This is a genomic window from Azospirillum picis, from assembly GCF_017876115.1.
Classification (GTDB): Bacteria; Pseudomonadota; Alphaproteobacteria; order Azospirillales; family Azospirillaceae; genus Azospirillum; species Azospirillum picis.
The window spans coordinates 97,075-115,312 of record NZ_JAGINO010000001.1 but is presented as its reverse complement, the minus strand read 5'-3'; the positions used below and the strand labels follow the sequence as shown (position 1 = coordinate 115,312).

The window sequence follows — 18,238 nt, the reverse complement described above, 5'->3', positions numbered from 1 at the left end:
GATGCCGGACGATTCCCTGCAACTGCGGCGGTCCGCCTTCGACCTGCCATCCGGCCCCTCGTCCCTGGCGGCGGTGCCCGTCCCGGAGGAGCTGCTGCTGGTGGCGCAGAGCTATTGGCCGGAGCCGGCCGGCAGCGCGCCGATGATGACCGATCTCGCCACCGCCTTCGCCGCCGCCGGGGCGGAGACCACGGTGCTGACCGCACGTCCCAACTATCCCGGCAACCGGGTCTATGACGGCTATGCCGACGGATCGCAGGACAGCAAGACCGTCGACGGCGTGCTGATCGAGCGGCTGCCGACCATCCCCCCGGCCGGGGGCGGACTGAAGGCGCGGCTGATCCATGAGGGGGTCCTGCATGCCGGCTTCGCGGCGGCGCTTGCCCGCGGGCGGGTCGGCCGCCACGACGCGGTGTTGTCGCTCTGCCCCTCGATCCTGTCGGTGGCGTTGGCGGACCGGCTCACCACGCCCGGAGGGCGGCACGTCGCCATCGTCCACGACATCCAGTCGGGCCTGGCGGGGGCGCTCGGCATGGGCGGCAAGGCGGCGGTGAAGGCGATCCGCGCCATGGAGCGCCGCGCCCTGAACCGCGCCGACGCCATCGTCGTGCTGTCGGAACCGATGCGCGGCGTTCTGGAGGAACTGGGCGTCACCAAGCCCATCGCGGTGATCCCGCCCCATGTCGACGCCGACGCCGTTCATCCGCTGCCGCGTCCCGACCAGCCGCCGACCGCGCTGTACAGCGGCGCCTTCGCCCGCAAGCAGGGGCTGGAGCAGGTGCTGGAGATGGCTGGCCATCTCGGCGGGCTGATGCCGCAGGCACGCGTGCTGCTGCGCGGGCAGGGTGGCCTCGAGGAGGAGCTGAAGGCCCAGGCCCGCGCCATGGGCCTCTCCAACGTCACGTTCGAGCCGCTCGCCCCGAAGGACCGCCTGAACGAGGCGATGGCGGAGGGCGACGTCCATCTGGTGCCGCAGCGGCCGGAAGGGGCGGCCTTCGCCATGCCGGGCAAGGCGGTGACCATCCTCGCCGCCGGCCGTCCCTTCGTCGCGACCTGCCTGCCGGGGTCGGCGCTCGCCGCCCTCGAAAGCCAAGTCGGCGCCTTCCTGTGCACGCCGCCGGAACAGCCGCTCGCCATGGCCCAGGCGGTGGCGGCGCTGCTGTCCGACCCCTCCCGCGCGACCGCCATGGGCCGCCGCGGCCGCGCCTGGGTGGAATCGAATGCCACGCGCGCCGTCGCGCTCGATCGCTACGCCCGCCTGCTGCTGGGAAACACGGGAATGGGAGAAGGGCCATGAAGAAGCCAGCTCTGGTCTTCAGTTGGGAGATGTTCGGCCCCTATCACATGGACCGGCTGGAAGCCGTCGGGCGGCGGCTCGGCCATGTCTATGACGTGATCGGGCTCGAAGTCGGGTCGAAGTCGCACACCTACGCCTGGGATTCGACCGGAACCGGGCAGAACTTCCGCAAGATCACCCTGTTCCCCGGACAGTCGAAGGCGGACCTGTCGAAGGCCCAGGTGTACCGCGCGCTGCTGCGCGAATGCCGCAAGGCCGACGCCCGCTACGTCTTCCTGTGCCACTACGAGGATCCCGACGTGTTCGCGCTGGCGCTGACCATGCGGTTGAGCGGGCGCAAAGTCATCAACATGAACGCCTCGAAATACGACGACAAGCCGCGCATCCTGTGGCGGGAGATGATCAAAAGCATCTTCTACTCCCCCTATCAGGCGGGAATCGGCGGCAGCCGGCGCACGCTGGATTATTTCCGGCTGCTGGGGCTTCCGAAGGAAAGGCTATATATCGGGTACGACACGCTGTCACTGGACAGGATCCGCCGCCTGTCCGGGATGGAACCGGCCCCGGGCGGAGTACCTTTCGCCGACCGCCACTTCACCATCATCGCGCGCTTCGTCCCGAAGAAGAACTTGTTCCGGGCCATCGAAGCCTACGACATTTACCGGCGTCTTGCCGGCCCGTCGGCGCGTCCCCTGCATCTTTGCGGCTCCGGTCCGCTGGAGGCGGAACTGCGGGCGGATGTGGCGCGGCGCGGACTGGACGGGGCCGTGATCTTCCGCGGCTTCCTGCAGGAGAAGGGAATCGCCGAAACCCTGGGGTCCACGCTCTGCCTGCTGCTGCCGTCGCTGGAGGAGCAGTTCGGGCTCGTGGTGAACGAGGCGCTGGCAATGGGGGTCCCGACCATCCTGTCCGACCAGTGCGGTGCCCGCGACGTGCTGGTGCGTGCCGGCCTGAACGGCCACATCGTCGAGCCCGACAATCCCGAGGGGTTGGCGCGCTACATGCTGTCGGTGGCGGCCGACGAGGAGGAATGGCGCCGGCTGAGCCTGAACGGCCGTCCGTTCCAGGCACTGGCCGACGCATCCTTCTTCGCGGAGTCGGTGGAGAAGGCGGTGGTGGCGCTGGGCGGTCCCAAGGCGGAGCGGAGCGCCTACCCCGGCGCAGAGGGCGAGTTTGCGTCCGACTATTCCGCCGCACCGGAGGGTGGCCGCACCGGCCGGTCCGCCGGTGCGGCACTGAGCGGGAGTTGACGATGGAACGGAACACGCGGACCCATGTGGTGGTCTCGGGTCGCCTGCCGCCGCCGGTGGACGGCATGAGCCGGGTCACCGCCCTGGTGCTGGACCGGCTTCAGGACCGGATGCGGGGCCGCGGCAAGGTCGAGGTGGCGGACCTGTCGCCGGGATGGAACGGTGGCGGCGTGCGCTACCACCTGCGCAAGCTGGGGCGGGTGCTGGGCGCGATGGGCCGGCTTTTCGGCGGGCTGCGGGCACCCGACCGCCGGTTCTACATGCCCGTCGATTCCGGCTGGGGTGCGCTCTACACGGCCACGCTGGCGGGAACGGCGCGGATGCTCGGCTATGAACGGGTGCTCCACCACCATTCCTTCGCCACCATCACCAAGCCGACGTGGCGGATGCGGCTGCTGACCCGGCTCGCCGGCACGGATTGCACCCATGTGCTGCTGTGTCCGGCCATGCAGATGCGCTTCCAGTCGGTCTATCCGGCGGCCCGCACCTGCATGACCATGTCGAACGCCATCTTCTCGGCCCCGGATCCCGCACCGCGCCCGCGCCGCGCCGGCCCGCTCCGCATCGGCCATCTGTCGAACCTCTGCGCCGAGAAGGGGCTGGACACGCTCTTCGCACTGCTGCGCGCCCTTCAGCTCGACGGGGTGGACGCGAAGCTGGTGCTGGCCGGCCCCGGCCTCCGCCCCAAGGACGACGCCATGGTCGCGGCAGGGCTGATGGCCTTCGACGGCGCCGTCGAATATCACGGCCCGGTCCACGGCGAGGCGAAGGCGGCGTTCTACCGCGACATCGACGTCTTCGTCTTCCCCACCCGCTATCGCAACGAGGCCCAGCCGCTGGTCCTGTTCGAGGCGATGGCCGCCGGCGTGCCGGTGCTGGCCTACGACCGCGGCTGCATCGGATCCGACATTCCGTCGGACGGGCTGGTGCCGCAGAATACCGACTTCGTGAAGGCGGCCGTGCCGCTGCTGGCCGCCTGGGCCGACGACCGCGAGGCGCTGGCCGCGGCGTCCGCGGAAACCCTGGCCCGTGCCCGCATCGCCTACGAAACCGGACGGACCGGGCTGGACCTGCTGCTGGAGCGCATCGCCGGTCCGCATCCGGCCGCCGCCGCCGCCGCCCCCCAGGCGAAGCGCAGGGTGGCGGGGTAGGGGGGTCACCCCAGTCCCTGGGAGAGCGGCAGGGCGGTTTCGAACTTGATCTCCTTCAGCGCGAAATTCGAGCGGATGCGGACCTGGAAGGGCAGTTGGAAGACGAACTCCTCCAGGAAGCGGTTGTAGTCGGCGATCGCACGGACGGCGACCCGCAGCAGGTAATCGGCGTCGCCCGACACCGCGTAGCATTCCAACACCTCCGGCCGTTTCCGGACGGCCTCGATGAACACCCCCGCGGTTTCGGCCGAATGATGGTCGAGCGTCACATGGGCGAAGACGCATTCGCCCACCGACGCCGCCTTGGGGTCGACCAGCGCCGTGTAACGGCGGATCACTCCCGTTTCCTCCAGCGAGCGCAGACGGCGCCAGCAGGAAGATGAGGACGTGCCGACGCGATCGGCCAGCTCCTGTACGGTCAGACGTGAATCCTCCTGCAGGGCGGTCAGGATTTTGATGTCGATTTCCGATAGCGGCGCCGGCATCGGTAATTTTCTCCACAGGCATCGAGAGTCGCGATAAATCCTACCAAAATAGCCGATCTCACACCCGCAGTTTGGAAGCTATTTCCACGAACAATCCGGCATGCTGATCGCATAATGATTCCTTGATCCGGAGAACGGTGATGGCCGACATGTGGGAAAACCCGATGAAGACCGACGGGTTCGAGTTCATCGAATTCACGGCACCGGATACGGCGGCATTGGGAAGCCTGTTCGAACGGCTGGGCTTCACCGCCGTCGCCCGGCACCGTTCCAAGGACGTGACGCTCTATCGCCAGGGCGACGTCAACTTCATCGTCAATGCCGAGCCGGCGGGATTTCCGCGCAACTTCGCGGCGCTGCACGGCCCGTCGATCTGCGCCATCGCCTTCCGGGTCGCCGACGCCTCCTTCGCCTACCGCCGGGCGCTGGATCTGGGAGCGTGGGGCGTGGAAACCCGCATCGGCGCGATGGAATTGAACATCCCCGCCATCAAGGGGATCGGCGATTCGCTGATCTATCTGGTCGACCGCTACGGCGACCGCGGCAGCATCTATGACGTCGATTTCGTGCCGGTGCCGGGTGTCGACCAGCATCCCGAGGGGGCCGGCCTGACCTACATCGACCATCTCACCCACAACGTCCACACCGGCCGCATGGAGGAATGGGCGGACTTCTATACGCGCCTGTTCGGCTTCCGCGAGGTCCGCTATTTCGACATCGAAGGCAAGCTGACCGGCCTGCGGTCGAAGGCGATGACCAGCCCCTGCGGCAAGATCCGCATCCCTATCAACGAGTCCGCGGACGACAAGTCGCAGATCGTCGAGTATCTGCGCGACTACCACGGCGAAGGCATCCAGCATGTGGCGCTCGGCACGGGCGACATCGTCCATACGGTCGAGACGATGCGCAGCCTCGGCACGCCTTTCCAGGACACGCCCGATACCTATTACGAGCGCGTCGACACCCGGGTGCCTGGCCACGGCCAGGATCTGAAGCGCCTCCAGGCCAACCGCATCCTGATCGACGGCGCGCCGACCGAAGGGCAGGGCCTGCTGCTTCAGATCTTCACCCAGAACGTCATCGGCCCGATCTTCTTCGAGATCATCCAGCGCCGCGGCAACGAGGGTTTCGGCGAAGGCAACTTCAAGGCGCTGTTCGAATCGATCGAACTCGACCAGATCCGCCGCGGCGTGCTGAAGGAGGATGCCGCCTGAGCAGGACGCCGGCCCGCCAGAACGCATTGTGGACGTGACGACGCGCCGCCCCGGTCAAGGCATGGGGCGGCGGTCTTTCATCACAAAACCGGCATTTGGATCTTTTATAGCTTATAATTTCCATAATTATAGTTATGCATTCCTGCTGCAAGCCCGGTCGATATGTCGGGGTGACGCTTCGAGGCATTCGTTCGCCTGCGCCACATTTTGCGACGCTTCGCCACATCGCAAATGAGAATCGCTTGCAGCATGCTGACTCCAGCGACGCATCGCCGCCGCAGGAGCGCACGGTTCTTCGGCACACGGCCGCACCCGGGGCGCAGCCGTGAGGTGAAGCATGACCATTCCTGATATGAACTTTCCCGACGCAACCGCCGAAGACGGTGCGATCCCTGTCCATCTCGGCCTGTTGCGCAAGGGGCAGCGCGCCGAGGTGATCGGCCTCGACGAGACGGCCGCCACCACGCCGCTGCCGCCCGGCGAACTGGAACGGCGCATGATCGAGATGGGACTGATCGAGGGCGCCCGGCTGGAGGTCCTGCATGAGGGCTTTCCCGGCTCCGATCCCATCGCCGTGCGCATCGCCGACCACATCCTGGCCTTGCGGCGCGCGGAGGCGCACGCCGTCCTGGTGTCGCCGCTCGCCTGAGCGGCCCGCCTCCCCTTCCCCCTTGCGGACAGGATTTCCGCGATGTCTAGCACCGCCATTCTCGCCGGACCACCGCGCATCGCGCTGGTCGGCAACCCCAACTGCGGCAAGACCGCGCTGTTCAACGCCCTGACCGGAGCCCGCCAGAAGGTCGCGAACTATCCCGGCGTGACGGTCGAGCGCAAGGTCGGCGAATTCCTCAGCCCGGCCGGCGCCCGCGTGCAGATCATCGACCTCCCCGGAACCTATTCCCTGCGCGCCCGCTCGCCGGACGAGGAGGTGACGCGCGACGTCGTGCTTGGCCGCTTCGAGCATGAGACGCCGCCCGACGTGATGGTGTGCGTCGCCGACGCCACCAACCTGCGCCTGCATCTGCGGCTGGTGCTGGAACTGCGCAAGCTCGGCCGGCCCATCATCCTGGCGCTCAACATGATGGACGTCGCCGAGGCGCGGGGCTGCCGCGTCGATGCCGGCGCGCTGTCGGCGGCCCTCGGCGTGCCCGTCGTGCCGACCGTGGCGATCCGCCGGCACGGGGTGCGCGGGCTGCTCGATCAGATCGACCGCACCGTGGCATTGGCATCTGGATCTTCCGCCGCGCTTTCCGGCGTCGCCCCCTGCGGCTGGAGCGAGCCGACGGCGTCGGACCTGCGCGCATACCACCGCGAGGTCGAGGATGTCCTGGCCGCCGCCCTGCGCGATGCCGGCCGGCCGTCGCTCGCCACCCGCCGCATCGACGCGGCGCTGCTGCATCCGGCGATCGGCCTGCCCTTCCTGTTCCTCGTGCTGTTCCTGATGTTCCAGGCGGTGTTCGCCTGGGCGGCTTGGCCGATGGACATGATCGACGCCGGACTGACCTGGTTCCAGGGCACCGTCGGCGCCGCGCTGCCCGACGGGTTGCTCAAGAGCCTCGTCACCGACGGGATCATCGCCGGGGTCGGCAGCGTCTTGATCTTCCTGCCGCAGATCCTGGTGCTGTTCTTCTTCATCCTGATCCTCGAATCCACCGGCTACATGGCGCGGGCGGCCTTCCTGCTCGACCGGCTGATGGGCGGCGTCGGCCTGCACGGGCGGGCCTTCATCCCGCTGCTGTCGAGCTTCGCCTGCGCGGTGCCCGGCATCATGGCCGCCCGCACCATCGAGAACCGCACCGACCGCCTCGCCACCATCATGATCGCGCCGCTGATGACCTGCTCGGCGCGGCTGCCGGTCTACACCCTGATCATCGCCGCCTTCGTGCCCAACCGGACCATGCTGGGCGGGCTGGTCGGCCTCCAGGGGCTGGTGATGTTCACGCTCTACGCCGCCGGCATCCTGTCGGCCCTGGCGGTCGCCTTCGTCCTGAAGCGCACCGTCTTCAAGGGGGCGCGCGAGCCGCTGCTGATGGAGCTACCGTCCTACCGGCTGCCCAGCGCGCGCGACGTGCTGCTCGGGCTGTTCGAGCGCGCGCGCATCTTCCTCGCCCGGGCCGGCACGGTGATCTTCGCCATCATGATCCTGCTGTGGTTCCTCGGGACCTTCCCCGCGGCGCCGGACGGTGCCACCGGCCCGGCGATCGACTACAGCTTCGCCGGCATGCTCGGCCATGCGCTGGCCCCCCTGCTGGCCCCCATCGGCTTCACCTGGCAGATCGCCATCGCGCTGGTGCCTGGAATGGCGGCCCGGGAGGTCGCGGTGGCGGCGCTCGGCACCGTCTATGCGCTGAGCGAAACCGGCGACGCGCTGTCCGGGTCGCTGGCCAGCGTGCTGGCCGCCGACTGGAGCCTGCCGACGGCGCTGTCCCTGCTCGCCTGGTTCATCTTCGCCCCGCAATGCGTCTCGACGCTGTCGGTGGTCAAGCGGGAAACCAACTCCTGGTTCTGGATGCTGGCGATGGTCGCCTACATGACGCTGCTCGCCTATGGCGCCGCCTTCGTCACCTTCCGGGTGGCCAGCGCCCTGCTGGGAGGCTGACCGATGATCGGGCTTGAGAGCATCCTCGTCGGTTTCATCGTCGCCGCCGCCTTCCTCTGGGTGGCCTGGAGCATCCTTCTGCCGGCGTCGGTGCGCGTCCGGTTGCGGCGGCTCGCCGGGCATCCGCCGGAAGCGCAATCCAGGGCCTCGTCCGGATGCGCGGGCGGCTGCTGCGGCTGCGATGCCGCCGGCCGACGTCCGCTCCGCTCGCACGTGACGCCGGAAGGCGGATCGGACGGGCGCTGCGCCGGCTGACCGGCCTCAACCAGCCGGCCTTCACCAACCGGTGGGGCAGGCCCGGCAGTCGGTCATCAGCGCATCCTGGAAGATGGCGAAGCGGATCTTCGCGCCTTCGAAATTGGCCTTCGACAGGTTGGACAGCGCCATCTTGGCCTCCTGCAGGTTGGCCCCTTCCAGCGTGGCGCCGGACAGATCGATTTTGTCGGCGCGGATCGCCTCCAGGTTGGCCGCCGTCAGGTCGCTGCCGGTGAAGTCGGCGCCGGTGGCGCGGGCAAACTCCAGGTTGGCGCCGCGCAGCCGGGCGCCGGACAGGTGCGCGCCCTGGAGGAAGGCGGTGCGCAGGTCCGCCCCGTCGAGGATCGCGCCCGAGAGGTTGGCGCCGCGCAGGTCGGCATGGCGCAGGTCGGCCCGCATCATGTTCGCCCCGCGGAGATCGGCGCCGGCCAACGACAGGCCGCGGAGATTGCGATGGCGCAGGTCGAGGCCGCGGCAGACGGCCCTGGGCGCCAGCATGCAGCCGTCCACTTCGGTGACCTGCTCCTCCTCCCCGCCGCCGATCATCGCGGTTTCCGGATCGGCGGCGGACGCCGCCGGTCCGATGGACGGGACTGCGCCAACCAGGGCGAGCAGAAGGAACATGGAACGCGGGCGAAGCGTCATGGGACTATCTCCGGGATGGGGGATGCCGGGCGGGGCGGACGACGGATCGTGCCCTCCCCGTCCGGCCGCTGCGGTCACTTGCTGCTGGAGACCTTCACGTCGGCCAGCTTGAACACCCAGAAGGACCCGCCCTGGGTCACCCTGGTGGTGAGATCGGCAAGGTCGCCACCCCACAGCGGCACCGCGCCGCCATAGCCGGTGGTGATGCCGACATACTGCACCCCGTCCTGCTCCCACGTGATGGGGGAGGAGACGATGCCCGAGCCGGTCTGGAACTTCCACAGCTCCTCGCCGGTCTTGGCATTGAAGGCCTTGACATAGCCGTCGCCGGTGCCGGTGAAGACCAGGTTGCCGGCGGTCGCCAGCGTGCCGGCCCACAGCGGCAGTTCCTCCTTGTGTTCCCACACGATCTTGCCGGTCTGCGGGTCCAGCGCCCGCAGACTGCCGACATGGTCGTCGAACATCTTGTGGATGCGGAAGCCCATGCCGAGATAGGCCGAGCCGGGGTTGTAGCCGACATGCTCGGTCCAGTAATCCTCCTTCCAGTGGTTGGCGGCGATGTAGAACAGGCCGGTGTCCTCGCTGTAGGACATCGGGTTCCAGTTCTTGCCGCCGAGGAAGGGCGGCGACACCTCGACCGGCTTGCCCCGCTTCTCGCCTTCGGCCGGCAGCGGCGGACGCTGGCCCTCGTTCTCGATCGGGCGGCCGGTCTTCAGGTCGATGCCCTTGGCCCAGGTGATGCCGTCGACGAACGGGAAGGCCGCCAGCACGCTGTTCGGCTTGTTGGCCTCGCCGCCGGCGGTCGCCAGCTTGTTGCGGTCGGTGACGTAGAAGAAGCCGTTGCGATCGGCGTGCGCCGTCGCCTTCACCGTCTTGCCCGCGGCGTCCTTGTAGTCGAACAGCACCAGCTCGTTGTTGCCGGAGAAGTCCCAGGTGTCGTTAGGCGTGTGCTGGTAAAAGCCCTTCAGTTCGCCGGTGGTCGGATCGACATAAGCCTGGCCGGAGGTGTAGAGGCTGTCGCCCGGCCAGCGGGCCCAGCCGTTCCAGGGCGCCGGGTTGCCGGTGCCGATGACGATGGTGTTGGTCTCCACGTCGAAGGTGGCGCTCTGCCAGGGCGCGCCGCCGCCGTGGTTCCAGGCCTCGACGAGCTTCCCATCCTTGTCGCGCGGCCAGGAGGGGGCGTCGGCGCTGCCGGTCGGGGTGCTGTCCTTGCCGTTCAACCGGCCCATGTGCCCTTCGACCAGCGGGCGCATCCAGATCTCCGCGCCGGTGTCGGGATCGCGGGCGAACAGCCGCCCGACCACGCCGAACTCGTCGCCGGAGGAGCCGTGGATCAGGAGCACCTTGCCGGTCTTCTGGTCCTTCACGATGGTGGGGGCGCCGGTCATCGTATAGCCGACCTTGTGGTCGGCGAACTTCTGCTTCCAGACAACCTTGCCGGTGTCCTTGTTCAAGGCGACGATTGAGGCGTCGAGCGTGCCGAAATACAGCTTGTCGCCATAGATCGCGGCGCCGCGGTTGACCACGTCGCAGCAGGGCCGGATGTCGTCGGGCAGCCGGTGGGCGTAGCTCCACAGCCGCTTGCCGGTCCTGGCGTCCAGCGCGAACATCCGCGAGTAGGAGCCGGTGACGTAGATCACCCCGTCATGCACCAAGGCCTGGGTCTCCTGGCCACGCTGCTTCTCGTCGCCGAACGAGAAGGACCAGGCGGGAACCAGCCGCGACACGCTGGCGGTGTCGATCTGCTTCAACGGGCTGAAGCGCTTCCCCTCCACCCCCATGCCGTACATGAGCACGTCGCCGGTGACCTTCGCGTCGTTGGCGATGTCGTCCCAGGTGACGCCGGCATGGGTGTCGCCGGCGGCAGACGCCGGGGCAGCCGGAACGGCGAGGGCGAGAAGGCCGGCGACCGCAGCCGCGAGCGCGAGGCGGTGCCGGAGCCCCGACGCGGCGCCGGCGGTCGTGTAGGACGAAAGTGTCATGCGTTTCCCCCGTTGGTTGGCGTGCGCGCTGGCGAGGGCCGGTCATCGTCACGCCGGCCCTTCCCGCAACCGCCGACGGCGGGAGGCATTTGCCGTCCTGATCCGGGAAGAGCCTGCGTGACCATGCCGCGCCCAAAGGCGCTGCTTCATCGGCAAGATTCGTTCAAAGAATGGGGCCGCACATCCCGCATGATGTCTGCACCCCGTCTTGCCGCCCTCATGTTCCGCTTGCCCGGATATTTGATCCATTGGACAATACGGGGAAGACGTTCATGACGTTCCAGCAGGACATCTTCCCGGGAACGGCGGGAAAATGTCCCGTCTCGGAGCGGAACCACGGGACGGCGGCCCCGCAATTGTGCGAACGTCGCGTGGCGTCAAGATGGATCGTTGCACTAACATTTCGCCCATCGTCCCATGCGGGGATCGCGAGGAGGCGTGGACCGGTGACGTTGAAGCTGCGCATGCTCGCCCTCATCGGGCTGTTCCTGGTGATGATCGCGGGGGTCGGCGGAATGGTGATGATCGCCAACGCCCGCGACGCCGTGCGGGCGGAAATGGCGTCGGCGCTGGAGCTGGGAACGGTCCTTGGCCGAGCGGAACTGGTTCGCGCGACCGGTCCGGACGGCATCGCCGCGCTCAACCGGCTGGGCTTGCGCCATCTCCGCTTCACGGTGGCCGGCAGCCGGGAGGAGCCCGCGGCGCCGGCCGGCACCGCCTCCGCCCCGGACTGGTTCACCGCATTGATCGGCGCATCCCCGCAGGAACGCCGCCTGGACGGCGCCGGCGGCCTCGTCCTGCGCGTGGTCGCCGAGCCATGGGACGAGGTCGCCGAAGTGTGGGAGGACATGAGCGACCTCGCCCTGGCGGTGTTGGTGACCGGCGCGCTTCTGCTCGCCTCCGCGCCGCTGGCCGTAGGCCGCGCGCTCGCTCCCCTGTCACGTTTCGAAACCGGCCTGGAACGTCTGAGCGTCGGCCGCTACGACTTCACGTTCGACGGCGCCGGCGTGCCGGAGCTGAAGCGGCTGGGCAGGGGCATCGCCGCACTGGCCGCGAAGCTGTCCGCGGCCAAGCACGAGAACCGCCGCCTCGGCCAGCGGCTTGTGGAAGTGCAGGACGGCGAAAGGCGGGAGATCGCCCGCGAAATCCACGACGAACTCGGCGCCGCCCTCTTCGCCGTCAAGGTCGATGCCGGACGCATCCTTCGCCTGTCCGAAGGCCCGACCGGCGCGGTGGGCGCGGCCGGAACCGCCTCGGAAGTCGCCGAGCGTGCCCGCTCGATCCTCGCCACCGCCGCCGACGTCCATCGGATGAGCCGCCGGATCCTGGTCCGCCTGCGCCCTGCCCTGCTCGACCAGCTTCCCTTGAGCGAGGCGCTGGCCGAACTGGTCGGCGACTGGGCGCGGCGGCAGCCCGACATCGGCTGGACGCTCGACATCGGGCCGGACGTCGCGGCGGAACTCGACGGCTGTGACGAGGTGCTGCGCCTGACGGCCTACCGGCTGGTGCAGGAATCGCTGGTCAACGCCCTGCGTCACGCCACGCCGTCGCGGGTCGAGGTGCGGGTCGCCGTGCTGGCCGGCCGGATGGAGATCAGCATCGCCGACGACGGGCCGGGCCACGCCGCCGGGACGGGCGTCCGGGACAGCGGCGGCCCGGGCATGCCAAGCCCGGTCATGTCCAGCCCGGCCATCTCCACTCCAGCCGTTCCCGGCTTCGGCATCTCCGGCATGGCCGAACGGGTCCAGGCATTGGGCGGAGCCCTCATCATCGCCGGTGCGGACGGCGGAACCGCCGCGGGCATGGGGGCGGGCGGCACGCGGGTCACCGCCCGCCTCCCCCTTCCGCAGGCATCGGCGGCCCAGGCGGAGCAGGTGGCATGACCCGCAGCATCCTGCTCGTCGACGACCACCCGATCGTGCGGGCCGGCTGTCAGCGCCTGCTGGCGGAGGCGGCGCTCGGCCGGGTGGTGGAGGCCGCGGACGTCGAGAGCGCGCTGGCGCTCTGGCGCTCGGAATGCCCGGACGTGGTCGTCCTCGACCTCAACCTCCCTGGCGAGGGGGGTGGGATGGGACTGCTGCGGGCCATGCGGGCGGACCGGCCCGAGATCCCGGTGCTGATCTTCAGCATGCACGAGGACCCGGCGATCGCCGCCCGCGCGCTGAAGGCCGGGGCGAAGGGATACATCACCAAGAACGATGCGCCGGAAACCCTTGCCACGGCGTTGATCAACGTGCTGGCCGGGCGCATCCATCTCGATCATGCGCTCGCCCGCGACCTGGCCCTGATGTCGCTGGCCCCGCCGGACGATCCCCTCGCAGTGCTGACGCAGCGCGAACGCGAGATCCTGGCGCTGGTCGGCGGCGGGCTGACCGCCGCCGCGATCGCCGGGAAGCTGGGCATCAGTCAGAAGACGGTGGCGAACGCCTGCACCCAGATCAAGGACAAGCTTGGGGCCGACAGCACCCGCGCCCTGATCCGCATCGCCATCGACCATGGGCTGGCGGCATGACCGTCGTGTCCTCCGGCGTCGGAACCCCGGCTGGACCGGCATGACCATCCGGTGCAGTATGCCCCCTCCGGGACAGGAGGGGCTGGAATGGCGGATGGCGTGACACTGAAGGCGGTGCTGGCCGGCAAGGCCGTGCCGTTCGGACGGCCCGGCATGGCCAGCGCCATCGACAAGCATCCGCTCGACGGCGCGGTCGAGGTCGGGGAAACCGGTTTGGCCGGCGACCAGCAGGGCGATCTCCGGTTCCATGGCGGACCCGACAAGGCCGTGCACCACTACCCGTTCGACCATTATGCGGCATGGCGGCACGACCTCCCCGAGGCGGCGGCTCGCCTCTCCGAACCCGGCGGTTTCGGCGAGAACCTGTCGACCGTCGGCCTGACCGAGGAGACGGTCTGCGTCGGCGACCTCTACCGTGTCGGCACCGCTCTCCTCCAGGTCAGCCAGGCGCGGCAGCCCTGCTGGAAGCTGAACCACCGCTTCGGCGTCAAGGACATGGCCCGCCGGGTCCAGACCACCGGCCGCACCGGATGGTACTGCCGCGTCGTCGAACCGGGGGTGATCGCCGCCGGCGACCGCGTGGTGCTGGCCGACCGCCCCCTGCCGGACTGGCCGCTCGCCCGCATCCTCCATGCCCTCTACGTCGACACGCAGGACGCACGCACGCTGGAGGGCATCGCCGGGCTGGAGCCGCTGGCCCGGGGCTGGCGCGATCTGGCGCGCCGGCGCCTGGACAGCGGCCGGGTGGAAGACTGGACGGCACGCCTCGGCGAACAGGCGTCCCGGTAACCGTAGTCGCCTGCGGCGCGGTCAGCGCACCCGCGCGAGCGCGCGGCGGAACGCCTCCAGCGTCTCGGCGCTGACATGGTGCTCGATGCCCTCGGCATCGACACGGGCGGTGGCGGCGCTGACGCCGAGCGAGCGCAGGAACGCCTCCACCGTCTGGTGCCGCTCACGGCTTTCCTCGGCGATCTGGCGTCCGGCATCGGTCAGGAACACCGAACGGTAGGGCTTGCGGTGGACGAGCCCGTCAGCCGCCAGGCGGTCGAGCATGCGCGCCACCGTCGGCTGGGCAACTCCCAGCCGCGCCGCGATGTCGACCTGCCGGGCCTCCTGCCCGCTTTCGATCAGATCGGCGATCAGCTCGACGTAATCCTCGGCCAGTGCCGCCCGCTGGGCCAGACGCGTCTTGCGGAACCCCTCGGCATGGAGGTCGGCGTCCGGCAGCAGCGTTTCGCCGTTATCGTCGGCGTCCGACGTTTCCCGGGAGGCGATCATCGCGCTCTTCGGCTCCTTCTCGCTGTTCACCCAAGGAATCCCCCGACCGCCGGAGCCGGTCAAGCCCAGGCCGCACGGAAAATGCGACTGCCCTGAAGTATAGCACCTTGCATACTCGATGCAGCGACACATACTAGATTGATATCAATTCGCATCAGCGCCGGATTGCGCCCTGGGGGATTCGCCAATGTCGAAAGCCGATGTCGCCGTCTCGCCCGCCGCCTGGAGATGCGCCGGCCCCGAAGGCGCGGCGCGGCCCAGCCTGCCGGAGGTCCATGCCTCGGTCGCCGTTCCCCAGGGCGGGCTCTGGCTGCGGCGCCTGCTGGCCTTCACGGGGCCGGGATACATGGTTTCGGTCGGCTACATGGATCCCGGGAACTGGGCGACCGACCTCGCCGGCGGCTCGCAGTTCGGCTACACGCTGCTGGCGGTGATCATGCTGTCGAACCTGATGGCGATCCTGCTGCAGTCGCTGGCCGCCCGGCTCGGCATCGTCACCGGCCGCGACCTCGCCCAGGCCTGCCGCGACCACTACCCGCGGCCGGTCAGCCTGATGCTGTGGATCGCCTGCGAGGCGGCGATCATCGCCTGCGACCTCGCGGAGGTGATCGGCACCGCCATCGCGCTGAACCTGCTGTTCGGCATCCCGCTGATCGGCGGCGCCCTCATCACCGCCCTCGACGCCTTCCTGGTCCTGCTGCTGATGAAACGGGGCTTCCGCTATCTGGAGGCCTTCGTGGTCGCGCTGCTGACGATCATCGCCGGCTGCTTCGCCGTGCAGATCGCCGCCGCCGCGCCACCGGTCGCCGCGGTCCTCGGCGGCTTCGTGCCGTCGGCGGAGATCGTCACCAACCCGGCGATGCTCTATGTCGCCATCGGCATCCTGGGCGCCACGGTGATGCCGCACAACCTCTATCTCCACTCGTCCATCGTGCAGACCCGCGCCTATCCGCGCACCGATGACGGGCGGCGCGACGCGATCCGCTGGGCCACCCTGGACAGCACCATCGCCCTGATGCTGGCGCTGTTCGTCAACGCCGCCATCCTGATCGTCGCTGCGGCGGTCTTCCATGGCAGCGGCCACACCGAGGTGGCGGAGATCGGGCAGGCGTTCGAGCTGCTGTCGCCGCTGCTCGGCCTCGGCATCGCCTCGACGCTGTTCGCGGTGGCCCTCCTGGCATCGGGGCTGAACTCCACCGTCACGGCGACCCTGGCCGGCCAGATCGTGATGGAAGGCTTCCTGCGGCTGCGCCTGCCCCATTGGGCGCGCCGTCTGCTGACCCGCGGCCTCGCCATCATCCCGGTGGTGGTCGTCACCGCGCTCTACGGCGAGCGCGGCACGGCGCAGCTCCTGGTGTTCAGCCAGGTGGTGCTGTCGATGCAGCTCCCCTTTGCCGTCATCCCGCTGGTCCGCATGGTCACCGACCGCGGGAAGATGGGCCGCTTCGCCATTCCCGGCTGGGTGGCCGCCCTGTCCTGGGTGGTGGCGGCGGTGATCGTGGTCCTGAACCTGAAGCTGCTGGCCGACACGCTCGCCGGTTGAAAAAGGGTGAGGCCGCCGTTTCCAGGGGCGCCGGATGGCGTCCCCTACCCCCGATGGCCCCACGCCCGAGTCCTTTGACCCTGTGACCGGCGAAATCCCGGCAATCTAGGCTTGTCCCCCCGTTGTGCCGCAACACAGCAGGTTGGAATGCCGACGCTGAGAAGCCACCAGTCCCTGGTCAGCGCCATCGCCCAGTCGATCGGGCGGCAGCAGACGGAGGTCCGCGACGTCCTTGCCGCGGTCACCCCCGGCGGCGGCAAGTCGCTGCTGCCGGTGATCATGGCGGCGGCGCTGCAGCAGGCCGGGGTGATCGACCGGGTGTGCTGGATCGTCCCGCGCGACAGCCTGCGCCGCCAGGCGGAGGAGGCCTTCGCCGACCCGCGCTGGCGCGATGCGCTCGGCCACGGCCTGTCGCTGCGCGCGGCGGAGAACGGGCGAGATCTCTGCCGCGGCCAGCAGGGCTACGTCACCACCTATCAGGCGGTCGCCGCCGCTCCGGACCTGCACCTCCAGGAATTCCGCCGCCACCGCTACCTGCTGGCCGTCGACGAGCTTCATCACCTGCCCGCGGTCTTCGACACCGACCGCATGGCGGCGGTGGAGGAGGAGACGTCGTGGAGCCGGTCCATCCTGCCGCTGCTGGAAAGCGCCGCGGTCCGGCTGCTGATGAGCGGCACGCTGGAACGGGCCGACGGCCGCCCGATCCTGTGGTTGCCCTACCGCGCCCCGCACGGCACGCGCAAGGTGCGGGAGATCGACTTCAAGGCGCCGGGATGGGCCGTCGTCGGCTACTCGCGGCGCCAGGCGCTGGCCGAGAAGGCGATCCTGCCGGTGACCTTCGGCGCCATGGACGCCAGCGCCTCCTGGCTGGACGCCGAGCGCACCAACCGCTGGGTCGATGCGCTGTCCAAGGCGGGGGAGAACACCCGCGATGCCCTCTTCACCGCGCTGCGCACCGGTTTCGCCAAGGCTATGCTGCGTGAAGCCTACCGTTCCTGCCGCGAGCACCGGGCGCGGCGACGGGCGGAGCTGAAACTGCCCTCGTCCAGGGAGGGGCCGGGTCTGGGGAAGCTGCTGGTCATCGCGCCGGACCAGGAGACGGCGCGCGGCTATCTCGACACGCTGCGCGGCTGGATGCCCCAGGATCAGGCAGGGCGGATGGTACAGCTCGCCATCTCCGACCAACGCGACGCCCAGGAGGTGGTCGCCGCCTTCCGCCTGCGGCCGGAACCGGCGGTGCTGGTGTCGGTGGCGATGGCCTACGAAGGACTGGATGCCCCCGCCATCACCCATGTCGCCTGCCTGACCCACATCCGCTCGCGCCCGTGGCTGGAGCAGGCGATCGCCCGGGCTACGCGGGTCGACCCGCAGGCAGGCACCTACGACCAGCAGCGGGCGCTGGTCTACCATCCTTCGGATGAGCTGTTCGAGCGCTTCCGCACCATGGTGGAGACGCAGCAGGGCACCCGCGCCATGGTGAAGACCCGCCGCGGCCAGCAGGAGCTGCCCTTCGACCGCCCCGCCGCGGAGCGGGAACCTGAGATCATTCCGCTGGAATCCAACGCCACGGCGTTGAAGTTCGCCGTGGTGGCGCCCGGTCCCGACTTCGGTGCGCAGACCCGCGACCATGGCGAGCTGCCGCTGACCCCGAGTGCCGCCGAGCACCACCTGCGCCAGCGGATCGGCCAGTTGGTCGCCGCACAGGTGATCGAGGACGAGGACAACAACCTGGTGACCGACGGCCCGGTCGGCTACCACGTCTACAATGCCGTGCTGAAGCGCCTGATGAAGAAGGCGCGGTCGGAGATGACCCTGTCGGAGCTGGAGGCCACCATCGGCTGGCTGGAGCGCAACCGGTTGTCCGACCACCGCGATCTGCTCGGCGACGACCCGCAATACCGCTGGTCGAGCCGCCGCCGCACCGCCCGCGGTCCGGCGGCAATGGGACGACGGGCTGGGGCGCCGGGGGTTCGGCCATCATCGCGCCAGTGATCCGGTGGCTGCCGGCCCGCTTCGCCGTCGGCGAA

16 protein-coding genes are annotated in these 18,238 nt (G+C 69.4%); 12 read left to right on the top strand and 4 right to left on the bottom strand.

Going from position 1 to position 18,238, the window contains the following annotated elements; translation table 11 throughout:
• The first annotated feature begins 1 nt into the window (after position 1).
• The 3 genes from J2850_RS00530 to J2850_RS00520 are packed head-to-tail and all read left to right on the top strand — an operon-like array spanning position 2 to position 3,698.
• A complete protein-coding gene (locus J2850_RS00530; protein ID WP_209977686.1) occupies positions 2–1,297 on the top strand; it encodes a glycosyltransferase family 4 protein in 1,296 nt (431 codons plus the stop codon).
• The gene (locus J2850_RS00525) at positions 1,294–2,547 is read left to right on the top strand and encodes a glycosyltransferase family 4 protein (RefSeq protein WP_209977684.1); all 1,254 of its coding nucleotides are present in this window, start codon (positions 1,294–1,296) and stop codon (positions 2,545–2,547) included. The genes J2850_RS00530 and J2850_RS00525 overlap by 4 nt, the downstream gene beginning before the upstream one ends.
• A gap of 2 nt (positions 2,548–2,549) precedes the next feature.
• Positions 2,550–3,698, top strand: a complete 1,149-nt coding sequence (locus J2850_RS00520; RefSeq protein WP_209977682.1) for a glycosyltransferase family 4 protein — start codon at positions 2,550–2,552, stop codon at positions 3,696–3,698.
• A gap of 5 nt (positions 3,699–3,703) precedes the next feature.
• On the opposite strand, the gene J2850_RS00515 is transcribed toward J2850_RS00520, so the two are convergent.
• Positions 3,704–4,183 (bottom strand): Lrp/AsnC family transcriptional regulator, encoded by a 480-nt coding sequence (locus tag J2850_RS00515; protein ID WP_209977680.1) that lies wholly within the window; start codon positions 4,181–4,183, stop codon positions 3,704–3,706.
• Between the two features lie 140 nt (positions 4,184–4,323).
• Here J2850_RS00515 and hppD point away from each other — a divergent pair, with 140 nt between their 5' ends.
• The 4 genes from hppD to J2850_RS00495 all read left to right on the top strand — a co-directional run bounded on the left by hppD (position 4,324) and on the right by J2850_RS00495 (position 8,251).
• A complete protein-coding gene (gene hppD, locus J2850_RS00510) occupies positions 4,324–5,397 on the top strand; it encodes a 4-hydroxyphenylpyruvate dioxygenase (RefSeq protein ID WP_209977679.1) in 1,074 nt (357 codons plus the stop codon).
• Between the two features lie 337 nt (positions 5,398–5,734).
• Positions 5,735–6,046, top strand: coding sequence for a FeoA family protein (locus tag J2850_RS00505; protein ID WP_209977676.1), 312 nt, complete (start codon positions 5,735–5,737; stop codon positions 6,044–6,046).
• 42 nt (positions 6,047–6,088) lie between these two features.
• Positions 6,089–7,996, top strand: a complete 1,908-nt coding sequence (feoB, locus tag J2850_RS00500; RefSeq protein ID WP_209977674.1) for a ferrous iron transporter B — start codon at positions 6,089–6,091, stop codon at positions 7,994–7,996.
• Positions 7,997–7,999: 3 nt separating this feature from the next.
• Positions 8,000–8,251 (top strand): hypothetical protein, encoded by a 252-nt coding sequence (locus J2850_RS00495; protein WP_209977672.1) that lies wholly within the window; start codon positions 8,000–8,002, stop codon positions 8,249–8,251.
• Between the two features lie 21 nt (positions 8,252–8,272).
• Here J2850_RS00495 and J2850_RS00490 read toward each other — a convergent pair whose 3' ends face one another.
• Both J2850_RS00490 and J2850_RS00485 read right to left on the bottom strand, forming a co-directional pair.
• Positions 8,273–8,896, bottom strand: a complete 624-nt coding sequence (locus J2850_RS00490) for a pentapeptide repeat-containing protein (RefSeq protein WP_246512655.1) — start codon at positions 8,894–8,896, stop codon at positions 8,273–8,275.
• 74 nt (positions 8,897–8,970) lie between these two features.
• Positions 8,971–10,878, bottom strand: coding sequence for a methanol/ethanol family PQQ-dependent dehydrogenase (locus J2850_RS00485; RefSeq protein WP_209977671.1), 1,908 nt, complete (start codon positions 10,876–10,878; stop codon positions 8,971–8,973).
• A 446-nt stretch (positions 10,879–11,324) separates the two neighbouring features.
• On the opposite strand from J2850_RS00485, the gene J2850_RS00480 reads away from it, so the two are divergent.
• The 3 genes from J2850_RS00480 to J2850_RS00470 all read left to right on the top strand — a co-directional run bounded on the left by J2850_RS00480 (position 11,325) and on the right by J2850_RS00470 (position 14,179).
• Complete coding sequence (locus J2850_RS00480; RefSeq protein WP_307353753.1) at positions 11,325–12,761, top strand: ATP-binding protein; 1,437 nt, start codon at positions 11,325–11,327, stop codon at positions 12,759–12,761.
• Complete coding sequence (locus J2850_RS00475; RefSeq protein ID WP_209977669.1) at positions 12,758–13,390, top strand: response regulator; 633 nt, start codon at positions 12,758–12,760, stop codon at positions 13,388–13,390. Before J2850_RS00480 ends, J2850_RS00475 begins: the two co-directional genes overlap by 4 nt.
• An 87-nt stretch (positions 13,391–13,477) precedes the next feature.
• Positions 13,478–14,179: an MOSC domain-containing protein gene (locus tag J2850_RS00470; protein WP_209977667.1), complete on the top strand. Its 702-nt coding sequence runs from the start codon at positions 13,478–13,480 to the stop codon at positions 14,177–14,179.
• 21 nt (positions 14,180–14,200) lie between these two features.
• On the opposite strand, the gene mntR is transcribed toward J2850_RS00470, so the two are convergent.
• Positions 14,201–14,698 carry a manganese-binding transcriptional regulator MntR gene (gene mntR / locus J2850_RS00465; RefSeq protein WP_425514116.1) on the bottom strand — a complete coding sequence of 166 codons (498 nt, stop codon included), beginning with the start codon at positions 14,696–14,698 and terminating at the stop codon, positions 14,201–14,203.
• Positions 14,699–14,855: 157 nt separating this feature from the next.
• On the opposite strand from mntR, the gene J2850_RS00460 reads away from it, so the two are divergent.
• Both J2850_RS00460 and J2850_RS00455 read left to right on the top strand, forming a co-directional pair.
• Positions 14,856–16,211 (top strand): Nramp family divalent metal transporter, encoded by a 1,356-nt coding sequence (locus J2850_RS00460; RefSeq protein ID WP_209977664.1) that lies wholly within the window; start codon positions 14,856–14,858, stop codon positions 16,209–16,211.
• Positions 16,212–16,358: 147 nt separating this feature from the next.
• Positions 16,359–18,203 carry a DEAD/DEAH box helicase gene (locus J2850_RS00455; protein WP_209977662.1) on the top strand — a complete coding sequence of 615 codons (1,845 nt, stop codon included), beginning with the start codon at positions 16,359–16,361 and terminating at the stop codon, positions 18,201–18,203.
• Positions 18,204–18,238 lie beyond the last annotated feature (35 nt).